Genomic DNA, 12747 nt, shown 5'->3' with positions numbered 1-12747 from the left:
CACAGCAAAATGCCACCTTGCCTGTCATTCCACTACCAGGATCTAAAAATGAAAACTGTTAATGAGTTGATAAAGGATATCAATGCGCTGAACTCTCACCTTCACGAGAAAGACTTTCTGTTGACGTGGGAGCAAACCACAGATGAACTGAAACAAGTGCTGGACGTCGCGGCCGCGCTGAAAACGCTGCGTGCGGAAAATATTGCAACGAAGGTTTTCAACAGCGGTCTTGGTATCTCCGTATTCCGCGATAACTCTACGCGCACCCGCTTCTCCTACGCTTCCGCGCTGAATTTACTCGGCCTGGCGCAACAGGATCTCGACGAAGGCAAATCGCAAATTGCCCACGGCGAAACCGTACGTGAAACCGCCAACATGATCTCTTTCTGCGCCGATGCCATTGGTATCCGCGACGACATGTATCTGGGTGCCGGCAACGCCTATATGCGTGAAGTGGGCGCTGCGCTGGATGATGGTCACAAACAGGGCGTACTGCCCCAGCGCCCGGCGCTGATCAACCTGCAATGCGATATTGACCACCCAACCCAGTCGATGGCCGATCTGGCGTGGCTGCGCGAGCATTTTGGTTCACTGGAAAACCTCAAGGGCAAGAAAATCGCCATGACCTGGGCCTACTCTCCCAGCTACGGCAAACCGCTGTCCGTGCCGCAGGGCATCATCGGCCTGATGACCCGCTTTGGTATGGACGTGACGCTGGCGCATCCGGAAGGTTATGACCTGATACCTGACGTGATCGAAGTGGCGAAAAATAACGCCAAATCCTCTGGCGGCAGCTTCCGCCAGGTCACCAGCATGGAAGAAGCGTTCAAAGACGCCGACATCGTGTATCCGAAGTCCTGGGCACCGTACAAAGTCATGGAGCAGCGTACCGACCTGCTGCGCGCCAACGATCATGACGGCCTGAAAGCGCTGGAACAAGCCTGCCTGGCGCAGAACGCCAACCACAAAGACTGGCACTGCACCGAAGAGATGATGAAGCTCACTAAGCAAGGCGAGGCGCTGTATATGCACTGCCTGCCGGCGGATATCAGCGGCGTGTCCTGTAAAGAAGGCGAAGTCACCGAAGGCGTATTCGAAAAATACCGCATCGCCACTTACAAAGAAGCCAGCTGGAAGCCCTACATCATCGCCGCCATGATCCTTGCGCGTAAATATGCCAAACCCGGTGTTCTGCTGGAGCAGCTGTTGCAGGAAGCGCAAAAACGCATCAAGTAATTCACTCAGCCGGCCTGCGGGCCGGCCTCTTCACTCCCCATGATGTTATGAAGGATAAGGATGGGATATGTCAGTTTTCTCATTGAAAATGGATATCGCCGACAACCGATTTTTTAATGGTGAAACCTCGCCGCTGTTCTCGCAAAAACAGGCGCAGCAGGCCCGCCAGTTTCATCAGAAGATCGCGGGATATCAGCCGACACCGCTGTATGCACTGGATGAATTAGCCGGTCTGTTCGGCGTCAAAAAAATCCTGGTCAAAGATGAGTCCCAGCGCTTCGGGCTCAACGCTTTCAAAATGTTGGGCGGCGCTTACGCCATCGCCCAACTGCTGTGCGAGAAGTATCACATCAACATTGCTGATTTCTCGTTCGAGACCATCAAAACCACCATCAGCGAAAAAATGACCTTTGCCACCACCACCGATGGCAACCACGGTCGCGGCGTGGCGTGGGCGGCGAAGCAGCTCGGCCAGAACGCCGTGGTGTATATGCCGAAGGGCTCCGCTCAGGAGCGCGTGGACGCGATCCTTAAATTAGGCGCGGAGTGCATCGTCACCGACATGAACTATGACGACACCGTGCGCCTGACCATGAAAAACGCTCAGCAAAACGGCTGGGAAGTGGTGCAGGACACCGCATGGGAAGGCTACACCACCATCCCTACGTGGATCATGCAGGGTTACGCCACCCTGGCGGACGAAGCCGTCGAACAGATGAACGCGATGGGCATGAAACCCACCCACGTCCTGTTACAGGCGGGGGTCGGTGCCATGGCGGGCGGCGTACTGGGCTACCTGGTGGATGTCTACGGGCCGCGCAATCTGCACTCGGTGGTGGTTGAACCGGAACTGGCCGACTGCGTTTACCGCTCCGGCGTGAAAGGCGAAATCGTCAACGTCGGCGGCGATATGGCCACCATCATGGCCGGTCTGGCCTGTGGCGAGCCAAACCCGCTGGGCTGGGAAATTTTACGCAACTGCGCCACCCAGTTCATTTCCTGCCAGGACGCCGTTGCCGCGCTGGGGATGCGTGTGCTGGGCAACCCGCTCGGCAGCGATCATCGCGTGGTCTCTGGCGAATCCGGCGCGGTGGGCCTTGGGGTGCTTGCTGCCGTGCATCACCATCCACAGCGCGACGCCTTAATGAAAAAACTGGGACTGGATAAAGATTCTGTGGTGCTGGCGATCAGCACTGAAGGCGATACCGACGTGAAGCATTACCGCGAAGTGGTCTGGGAAGGCAAACACGGCATTCCGGGTTAACACCGCGCACTTTCACACTGACGAATTGACGCTCCCTGTCGGACGGGGAGCCTAAGACTGGAGAATCAGAGATGGCTAAGCATATTCCGTTCGCGCTTATTCTGGAAAAAGCGAATCACTACAAAGACGATATGACCCGTTTTCTACGCGACATGATCGCCATTCCCAGCGAGAGCTGCGACGAGAAGCGCGTTATTCACCGCATCAAGCAGGAAATGGAAAAAGTCGGTTTCGATAAAGTAGAAATCGACCCGATGGGCAACATTCTCGGCTACGTTGGCCACGGCCCGCGCCTGGTGGCTATGGATGCGCACATCGATACTGTCGGCATCGGCAACATCAAAAACTGGAACTTCGACCCGTATACCGGCATGGAAACCGATGAACTGATCGGTGGGCGCGGTGCATCCGACCAGGAAGGCGGCATGGCGTCAATGGTTTACGCCGGTAAGATCATCAAAGACCTGGGCCTTGAGGACGAATACACGCTGCTGGTCACTGGCACCGTGCAGGAAGAAGACTGCGATGGCCTATGCTGGCAGTACATCATCGAGCAGTCCGGCATTCGCCCTGAATTTGTGGTCAGCACCGAACCTACCGACTGCCAGATTTATCGCGGCCAGCGCGGTCGTATGGAAATTCGTGTCGACGTGCAGGGCGTTAGCTGTCACGGCTCCGCCCCGGAGCGCGGCGACAACGCCATCTTCAAAATGGGCCCGATCCTCAACGAATTGCAGGGGCTGTCTCAGCGCTTAGGCCATGACGACTTCCTCGGCAAAGGCACGCTGACCGTATCAGAAATCTTCTTTACCTCGCCAAGCCGCTGCGCCGTGGCGGATAGCTGCGCGGTCTCCATTGACCGTCGTCTCACCTGGGGTGAAACCTGGGAAGGCGCGCTGGATGAAATCCGCGCCCTGCCGGCGGTACAGCAGGCTAACGCGGTGGTCTCGATGTACAACTATGACCGTCCGTCGTGGACCGGCCTGGTTTACCCCACCGAGTGCTATTTCCCGACCTGGAAAGTGGAAGAAGACCACTTCACGGTTCGCGCGCTGGCAGCGGCCTATGAAGGCCTGTTCCACCAGCAGCCGGTCGTTGATAAGTGGACCTTCTCCACTAACGGCGTTTCGATCATGGGCCGTCACGGCATTCCGGTGGTCGGCTTTGGTCCGGGTAAAGAACCAGAAGCCCACGCGCCGAACGAAAAAACCTGGAAAGCGCACCTGGTCACCTGCGCCGCCATGTATGCCGCGATCCCGTTGGCCTGGCTTGCCACAGAAAAACAATAACCCTCGTGCTATCCCTCCGGCTTCATAGCCGGAGGGGTTCTGGAGTAACTATGCGTGTACTGATTAAAAACGGCACCGTCGTCAACGCCGACGGCCAGGCCCGCCAGGACGTGCTGATCGAGAACGGTCATATCCGCCAGGTGGCCCCCGCCATTAACCCCGAACTGCCCTGTGAAACCCTCGACGCCGAAGGCTGTTACGTGATGCCCGGCGGCATCGACGTGCATACCCATTTTAATATTGATGTCGGCATCGCCCGTAGCTGTGATGATTTTTTTACCGGTACCCGCGCCGCCGCGTGTGGCGGTACAACAACCATTATCGACCATATGGGATTTGGGCCGGCAGGCTGCAAACTGCGCCACCAGCTGGAGGTATACCACGGTTACGCCGCCCATAAAGCCGTGATCGACTACAGTTTCCACGGCGTGATCCAGCATATCAACCACGCCATTCTCGACGAAATCCCCATGATGGTAGAGGAAGGGATCAGCAGCTTTAAGCTCTATCTCACCTATCAGTTCAAGCTCAATGATGATGAGGTGTTGCAGGCCCTGCGCCGCCTGAACGACGCCGGCGCGCTAACCACGGTTCACCCGGAAAACGATGCGGCTATCGCCCGCAAGCGGGCCGAATTTATCGCCTCTGGCAAAACCGCGCCGATGTACCACCCGCTCAGCCGCCCGCTGGAATGCGAAGCCGAAGCCATCGCCCGGATGATCAACCTGGCGCATTTGTCGGGCGATGCCCCGCTGTACATCGTGCATCTGTCAAACGGTCTGGGATTGGATTATTTACGGCTGGCGCGGGCGCAGCATCAGCCTGTATGGGTGGAAACCTGCCCGCAATATCTGCTGTTGGACGAGCGCAGCTACCAGGCGGAAGACGCGCTGAAGTTTATTCTCAGCCCGCCGCTGCGCAACGTGCGCGAGCAGGACAAGCTGTGGTGCGGCATCGCCGACGGCGCAGTGGACGTGGTGGCGACCGACCATTGCACCTTCTCACTGGAGCAACGCCAGCGTCTGTCCGGCGGCGATTTCAGCCGCTGCCCGAACGGCCTGCCCGGCGTGGAAAACCGCCTGCTGCTGCTGTTTTCCCACGGTGTGATGAGCGGGCGCATTTCTCCCGAACGTTTTGTCGCCTTAACCAGCGCGACGCCGGCCAAACTGTTCGGCCTGTGGCCGCATAAAGGCCAAATCGCCCCCGGCGCAGACGGCGATATCGTCATTATCGACCCGCGCCGTACCACCACCATTCGCCATGAAAACCTGCACGACAACGCCGACTATTCCCCCTGGGAAGGCATGGTGTGCCAGGGCGAAATTCGCCAGACCCTGTCGCGCGGCAATACCGTTTTCCGCGACGGCAAATTTACCGGTAGCCCCGGACAAGGACGCTACCTGCGACGTAAACCGTTTAAACACCCGGTTCCCTGACCGGCAAAGTGGCGTAAACGGATGACCCCGAACCCCTACGAAGTGAGGAAAGGATGAGTAAGAAAATTGTTCTCGCCCTGGGCGGGAATGCCCTTGGCGACGATCTGGCCGGACAGATGGCAGCGGTAAAAACCACCTCCCAGGCGATAGTCGATTTAATCGCCCAGGGCCATCAGGTGGTGGTGACGCACGGCAACGGCCCTCAGGTAGGCATGATCAACCTGGCGTTTGAAGCCGCCGCCAAAACCGAGGCGCATACCCCGATGCTGCCAATGTCGGTTTGCGTGGCGCTGAGCCAGGGCTACATCGGCTACGATCTGCAAAACGCGCTGCGCGAAGAGCTGCTTTCCCGCCAGATGCCGATCCCGGTCGCCACGCTGATCACCCAGGTCGAAGTGGACGGCAACGATCCGGCGTTTCTCAACCCCACCAAACCTATCGGTTCATTCTTCAGCGAACAGGAAGCGGCGCATTTGACCCAGCAGGGCTACACCATGAAAGAGGATGCCGGGCGCGGCTATCGTCGCGTCGTGGCCTCGCCGAAGCCAGTGGATATCATCGAAAAAGAGACCGTTAAAGTGATGATGGAAGCGGGCCACGTGGTGATCACCGCAGGGGGCGGCGGTATTCCGGTGATCCGCGAAGACCTGCATTTGCGCGGTGCCAGCGCGGTGATCGACAAAGACTGGGCCAGCGCCCGGCTGGCGGAGATGATCGATGCCGACATGCTGATTATCCTTACCGCGGTAGAAAAAGTGGCGATCAACTTTGGCAAGCCCAACGAGCAGTGGCTGGATCGCCTGTCGCTGAACGACGCCCAGCGTTTTATCGACGAAGGGCATTTCGCCAAAGGCTCGATGCTGCCGAAGGTGGAAGCCGCCGCCGCGTTCGCCCGCTCCCGTCCGGGCCGCGAGGCGCTGATCACCGTGCTGAGTAAAGCCAAAGAAGGGATTGAAGGCAAAACCGGCACCATTATCAGCCAGTAGCCGTTTACGCCAGAAACGACAAAGGGCGCCGCAGCGCCCTTTGTTTTTTTAATGCCTTACGCCACCGTCAGCACTTCCTGCGTGGATTTCACGCCCTGGTGCATTAGCGTCATCACTGCTTCCAGCACCCCGCCGCCAATGGCGCGGGCCTTATCGGAGACGCTGGTATAGTCTGCCGCTGCGCCGCGCGGATCAATATCACCGATTTTAAATCCGCCGCTGACTGCCAGCCCGTCATTCAGTAAGCCGCGCACCATTCCCGTTAGCGGCGCTTCGATAGGCGTGTCGCCGATATGGGCAATCACATCGCCCTCTTTGACGATGTCGCCCAACGCTACCCGGGCGTGCATAATCCCGGCTACCGGCGCACGGATCACCCTGCGAGAGGTATGGCCCATAATATTGCCTGGAATGCCGGTATTTTCCTGCGCCGTCCCGTTATAAATCACCTGCCCCAGCCAGTGTCCGCGATTGGTTTCGATCACCGCATGGCAATCTTTTCCGGCGGTAAAGCCCGGCCCCAGCGCCAGGGTAATCGGTGCCATGCCGCAGTGGGTGCCGGTATTTTCTTTGGCGAGGATGGCATCCACCACGCAGCCTGGCTCCAGCACGTTCAGCGTGGTGCAATCCGGGTCGATCAGCACCGGCACTACGCCGCTGTCCGCCAGGGCAAGCGCCTCTCTGGCAGAGGTGGTACGTTTCGCCCTTACCCCTTCCACCACCATTTCGCCGTCAAAAACTGCCTGGGCGAACGCCACGGTACGGCGGATCACCGTGGGTTTATCGACCTCCAGCATGATCACTTTAAACCCCGCATGGAACAGACGCAGCGCCACGCCGGTGGCAATATCCCCTGCCCCGCGGATCACAATCCGCTGATGATGAGAGGGATGCGCCGCCTGGCTCATCAACCCGCCCGCCGCGTGGTTTTTAATCTGCAATATTTCCGCTAACACGCTAATGGCGATTTCCTGCGGGGTTTCCGCGCCGATGTTATATCCCACCGGGGCATGGAACCGGGAAAGCTGTTCTTCGGTGAGCCCGCTTTCACGCATCTGGCGAATAAACACCTGGGCTTTACGGCGGCTGGCCAGCAGCCCAAGCCAGGCAACCGGGCGGCCAATCAGTTTATCCAGCGCCTCACGGTCCTGATTATTGGTGGCGATCAGCACAAAATTATCGGGTTTGATATCCAGGGCATCCACGGCGGCGGAAAACGACGCGGCGTGCAGCAACTGGGTTGCAGGTGGGAAGAAATCAGGGTTAAGGCTTTCCGGGTAAATATCTGCCACTGAAATTTCGAATCCGAGCGGCTGCGCTGCCAGGGCAATCGCCCGGTTAACATGGCCTGCGCCAATTAACACCAACCGGGGCCGTAGCCCGTGAACGCTGATATACACTGACATCGCGCCGCCACAGTCAGACCCGACCGCATCGTCGCCGTTACGCGCCATGCGGCCGTGGAACAGCCGGGGTTTACGTTCACGCATCGCCTCCAGCGCTTCGTCGATCACCCGGCGCTCAACCATGCCGCCGCCAACGGTGCCGACGATGGACCCATCCTGATGAATAATCATTTGCGCCGAATGGCGCGGCGTGGAGCCGCGGCTATCGATAATTTGCGCCATGGCGAACGGGCAATTCGTCTCTTCGAGTTTTGCAGCTTCAGTGAAAATATTCATTGTTACCTCAATAGAAATATCCATTCGGCGCCCCAGTAAACCTGGGCTGCTATCTCACCACTCTGCACGTGATAGGCGGGGTTTCCTGCACCGCCCCCTGCCAGATAGCGTCCACATCGTCGGCCTCCAGCATGTCTCTCAGGGTTTGCTGATGATTCTCATATTGAGAACCACGGTTGATAAACCAGACCCGGCGACAGCCCGGCGGCGTGCCTTTAAACAGCCCCAGCGGGTGTTGGATCAGCCGCCGCATGGCGGTCAAATCCAACCGCTCTCCGGCGCAAAGCCCGGTAATTGCGGCAAACTGCGCCCAACGATGAACGTTATCCGGTCCAACTGGCTTATCGAACAGGCCCCCGCCGGTTACCCCTATCACGCAGCGACTGGATTGAGGTATGCAAGGTTCATGCTCAGCGGGCGCTTTTAATGCAAAACCGCGAGCGCCGTCGGCTTCTATCAAAATGACATCCAGATCCTGTTGCGCAATCAGGCGGTCTATGATTTCCGGCGAGAATCCACGCACTTTGTTATGGGCAATGTTCCAGCCAGCGAAACAGGCCATCAGCGACGACTGGAAAAGGTGGGCAGGAAGTTGCGTGGGATCGCGGCAAAGCGTTACCGGACAGGCGGAATCGGGCATATACATCTGGGTGGTGGTGGTAATTAACACGCGTCTGCCGATACGACAAAATAATCTGGCTAACCAAAACAGCGTGCTGGTTTTACCGCCAGCGCCCACCAGACTTATTATTACCGGTTTGGCAAACGCGTTCACATCACATAACAGGGCGTCAGGATCCGGTATATTTTTCGCTATTGTCATCAGGCTCCGGGATGAAAAAAATAAAGTGGAACACATTGACTGCATAATTACCGCTGCGGGTCTTTCATCCCGAATGGGGCAATGGAAAATGATACTACCCTGGCGGGATAGCACAATGCTTGATGCAAGTATCAAAAACGCGCTTCAATTCTGCTCACGCATTATTCTGGTCACGGGATTTCGCCATGAAGAACTTGCGCAACGGTATATTCATGATCCGCAACTGTTAATTGTTTATAACCCTGATTATTTATCGGGACTGCTCTCTTCCGTTCAGGCAGGCGCGGCCCATGTGAACACAGAATATTGTTATCTCACTCACGGCGACCTCCCCTGTTTAAAATACAACATCTTTAATAATCTCTGGCACTTACGCGGAGACTACGCGCTAATGCCGCATTATCGCGGTAAACCTGGCCATCCGATTTTACTGCCTCACACGCGTCTGATGCAGGCTGCTCGATTAGCCAATGTTCGCTCCATGCGCGAAGCGTTAATGGCCGGAGAATATCGTTTTTGTGAAATGAATCACCCGGAAATAATTTTCGACGTTGATACGCCTGAAGATTTCCAGGCACTACAACGCCGGGGGCAAGATAAATTAAGCGGCAAGGATCGTCGCCAATGATAATTATTATTCATTCTCCTTACACCTTATCATTATGATAACAACACGGTTGTTTTGAGAAAAAGCAGTATCCCGATGACACACCGTCCGGCGCATATAAACAGAGTGATTTTAATTCTCATTTGTAAGCTGTGAGATATTTCACAAACCCAGGCCAACTTTCGAGGCTTCTCACAAATCTGTTTATTAGCTGGGCCCTGGATAAATAGCTGGTGCGATTGTTGCTCCTTTAACGTAATCCACCGGACGTTATATCACTGCCGGTAATTCCGATTAAAAATGTTACGTTAAGGAGAGGGTTATGGGGGATATCATGCGTCCCGTCCCGTTTGAGGAACTTTTGACGCGCCTGTTTGATGAATACCACCTGCACCACACTATCTTTGGTATTCCTGAACAACAGTTTTATCAGACCGGGCAACACCAGCCGATTTCCGTATTTGGCGAAACCTGCGCCACGCCCGTTGGCCCAGCCGCCGGACCGCATACCCAACTCGCACAGAACATCATTACCTCCTGGCTGACGGGTGGCCGTTTTATCGAACTGAAAACGGTGCAAATTCTCGATCGGCTGGAGCTGGAAAAACCCTGTATCGACGCGGAAGACGAATGCTTCAATACCGAGTGGTCCACTGAATTCACCCTGCTGAAAGCCTGGGATGAATACCTGAAAGCCTGGTTTATTCTGCACCTGCTCGATGAGATGTTCACCGCGCGCGGCCCGGACGACGCCAAATCCTTTATCTTCAATATGAGCGTCGGCTACAACCTCGACGGCATTAAACAGCCGCCGATGCAGCAATTTATCGACAACATGATGAACGCGGCGGATCACCCGAAATTCGCCGAGTATCGCCAGACCCTCAAGCGCTGGCTGGCTAACCCGGCATTTATTGCCCGCCTGCCGGAAGCAAAACGCGAACAGCTCGCCACGGTGGATACGCGGATCCCGTCAAGCCTGGTTCATGGCGTCACGCTTTCCACTATGCACGGCTGCCCGCCCAATGAAATTGAAGCCATCTGCCGCTATATGCTGGAAGAAAAAGGACTCAATACCTTTGTGAAACTTAACCCGACGCTGCTGGGCTACCCGCGCGTTCGCGAAATTCTCGATACCTGCGGTTTCGACTATATCGGCCTGAAAGAAGAGTCGTTTGACCACGACCTGAAGCTCGATCAGGCGCTGGCGATGCTGCAACGCCTGATGACGCTGGCGAAAGAGAAACACCTGGGCTTTGGGGTGAAACTCACCAACACCCTCGGCACCATCAACCATAAAGGCGCATTACCGGGCGAAGAGATGTATATGTCCGGGCGCGCGTTGTTCCCGCTGTCGATTAACGTGGCGGCGGTGCTCTCCCGGGCCTTTAACGGCACGTTGCCAATTTCCTACTCCGGCGGTGCCAGCCAACTTACCATTCGCGATATTTTCGACACCGGTATTCGCCCGATTACCATGGCGACCGATTTGCTGAAGCCAGGCGGCTACCTGCGCCTGAGCGAATGCATGCGTGAACTCGAAAAATCCGACGCCTGGCATATGCAGCAGGTCGACGTGGCGCGTCTTGATGAACTCGCCAAACGTGCCGTCAGCATGGAGTACACCCAAAAACACTGGAAGCCGGAAGAGCGCATCGAAGTGGCCGAAGGGCTGCCGCTCACCGACTGCTATGTTGCACCGTGCGTCACGGCCTGCGCCATCAAGCAGGATATTCCTGAGTACATTCGTCTGATGGGCGAGCAGCGCTATGCCGACGCGCTGGAGCTTATTTATCAGCGCAACGCCCTTCCCGCCATTACCGGGCACATCTGCGATCACCAGTGCCAGTACAACTGTACCCGTCTCGACTATGACAGCGCGCTCAACATCCGCGAGCTGAAAAAAATCGCGCTGGAGAAAGGCTGGGAAACCTACAAACAACGCTGGCATAAACCGGCGGGCTCCGGTTCACGCCATCCGGTAGCAGTGATTGGCGCAGGCCCGGCGGGTCTGGCGGCGGGTTATTTCCTGGCGCGCGCTGGCCACCCGGTGACGCTGTTCGAACGTGAGAAAAACGCTGGCGGCGTGGTGAGAAATATCATTCCGCAGTTCCGTATTCCGGGCGAATTGATCCAGCATGATATCGATTTTGTCACCGCCCACGGCGTGAAAATCGAATACGGCTGCGACCCACATCTGACGGTAGACAAACTGCAACAGCAGGGCTTCCATTATGTGCTGATCGGCACCGGCACCGAGAAAAACAGCGGCGTCAAACTGCGTGGCGATAACCGCAACGTCTGGAAATCACTGCCGTTCCTGCGCGAATACAACCTCGGCACAAATCTGGAACTCGGCAAGCATGTGGTGGTGGTCGGCGCGGGCAACACCGCGATGGACTGCGCACGCACCGCGCTGCGCGTGCCGGGCGTTGAAAAAGTCACCGTGGTGTACCGCCGTTCCTTACAGGAAATGCCCGCCTGGCGTGAAGAGTACGAAGAAGCGCTGCATGACGGCGTACAGTTCCAGTTCCTCAGCAACCCGGAACAGTTTGACGCCGACGGCACGCTGACGGTGCGCGTGATGGCGCTGGGCGAACCCGATGCCAAAGGCCGCCGCCGCCCGGTAGAAACCGATGACGTCCGCACCATGCAGGTAGATAGCCTGATCACCGCCATCGGCGAGCAACAGGATAGCGACGCCCTGCGCGCCATGGGCGTCCCGCTGGATGACAACGGCTGGCCGGTAGTCAACCACTTCGGCGAAACCAGCCGCCCGGACGTGTTCCTGATTGGCGATGTACAGCGCGGCCCGTCTTCGATTGTTTCCGCCATCGGCAACGCCCGTCGCGCCAGCGATGTGATCCTGACGCGGGAAAATATCCGCTCCCATCAGAGCGATAAGCACTGGAATAACGTCAACCCGGCGGAGATTTACCGTCGTAAAGGCGCGATCTCCGTGGCGCAGGTGGATAAAGACGATCGCGACGCCTTTGTCGCCCAGGAAGCTGAGCGCTGCCTGGAATGTAACTACATCTGTAGCAAGTGCGTCGATGTCTGCCCCAACCGCGCCAACGTCTCCATTGCCGTGCCTGGCTTCCAGAACCGCTATCAGACGCTGCATCTCGACGCTTACTGCAACGAATGCGGCAACTGCGCCCAGTTCTGCCCGTGGCAGGGCAAGCCTTACCAGGACAAGGTCACGGTATTCAGCCTGCCGGAAGATTTCCGCAACAGCGCCAATCCGGGCTTCCTGGTGGATGACAGCCGGGTACATATCCGCCAGGGCGAACAAACCTGGGAATTAACCATCGGCAGCGATGGTCAGTTCCGGGATGTGCCCGCCGGGTTGGATGACATGTGCCGCATCATCAGCCATGTACACCAGCACCATCACTATCTGTTAGGCCGGGTGGAGGCATAA

9 protein-coding genes are annotated in these 12747 nt (G+C 57.1%); 7 read left to right on the top strand and 2 right to left on the bottom strand.

The window, feature by feature from the left end; genetic code table 11:
* Positions 1 to 48 precede the first annotated feature (48 nt).
* The 5 genes from ygeW (at position 49) to arcC (ending at position 6211) form a co-directional block, all read left to right on the top strand.
* The gene (ygeW, locus tag ACVV26_RS03955) at positions 49 to 1236 is read left to right on the top strand and encodes a knotted carbamoyltransferase YgeW (protein WP_474800088.1); all 1188 of its coding nucleotides are present in this window, start codon (positions 49 to 51) and stop codon (positions 1234 to 1236) included.
* A gap of 67 nt (positions 1237 to 1303) precedes the next feature.
* Positions 1304 to 2500 (top strand): diaminopropionate ammonia-lyase, encoded by a 1197-nt coding sequence (gene dpaL, locus ACVV26_RS03950; protein ID WP_474800087.1) that lies wholly within the window; start codon positions 1304 to 1306, stop codon positions 2498 to 2500.
* Positions 2501 to 2571: 71 nt separating this feature from the next.
* Positions 2572 to 3789, top strand: coding sequence for a YgeY family selenium metabolism-linked hydrolase (locus ACVV26_RS03945; protein WP_125295321.1), 1218 nt, complete (start codon positions 2572 to 2574; stop codon positions 3787 to 3789).
* Positions 3790 to 3839: 50 nt separating this feature from the next.
* Complete coding sequence (gene hydA / locus ACVV26_RS03940; protein WP_474800086.1) at positions 3840 to 5225, top strand: dihydropyrimidinase; 1386 nt, start codon at positions 3840 to 3842, stop codon at positions 5223 to 5225.
* Between the two features lie 53 nt (positions 5226 to 5278).
* Positions 5279 to 6211: a carbamate kinase gene (gene arcC, locus ACVV26_RS03935; RefSeq protein ID WP_474800085.1), complete on the top strand. Its 933-nt coding sequence runs from the start codon at positions 5279 to 5281 to the stop codon at positions 6209 to 6211.
* A 56-nt stretch (positions 6212 to 6267) separates the two neighbouring features.
* Here arcC and yqeB read toward each other — a convergent pair whose 3' ends face one another.
* Positions 6268 to 7893, bottom strand: a complete 1626-nt coding sequence (yqeB, locus tag ACVV26_RS03930) for a selenium-dependent molybdenum cofactor biosynthesis protein YqeB (RefSeq protein WP_474800084.1) — start codon at positions 7891 to 7893, stop codon at positions 6268 to 6270.
* 49 nt (positions 7894 to 7942) lie between these two features.
* Positions 7943 to 8716, bottom strand: a complete 774-nt coding sequence (gene yqeC / locus ACVV26_RS03925; protein ID WP_474800083.1) for a selenium cofactor biosynthesis protein YqeC — start codon at positions 8714 to 8716, stop codon at positions 7943 to 7945.
* A gap of 25 nt (positions 8717 to 8741) precedes the next feature.
* On the opposite strand from yqeC, the gene ACVV26_RS03920 reads away from it, so the two are divergent.
* Both ACVV26_RS03920 and ygfK read left to right on the top strand, forming a co-directional pair.
* A complete protein-coding gene (locus tag ACVV26_RS03920) occupies positions 8742 to 9344 on the top strand; it encodes an NTP transferase domain-containing protein (RefSeq protein ID WP_474800082.1) in 603 nt (200 codons plus the stop codon).
* Positions 9345 to 9645: 301 nt separating this feature from the next.
* Positions 9646 to 12747, top strand: coding sequence for a putative selenate reductase subunit YgfK (ygfK, locus tag ACVV26_RS03915; RefSeq protein WP_474800081.1), 3102 nt, complete (start codon positions 9646 to 9648; stop codon positions 12745 to 12747).

Source organism: Atlantibacter sp. MEI4A-1023 (genome assembly GCF_056155425.1).
The sequence above is the reverse complement of the archived record's forward strand: the minus strand, read 5'-3'. Positions and strand labels throughout refer to the sequence as shown.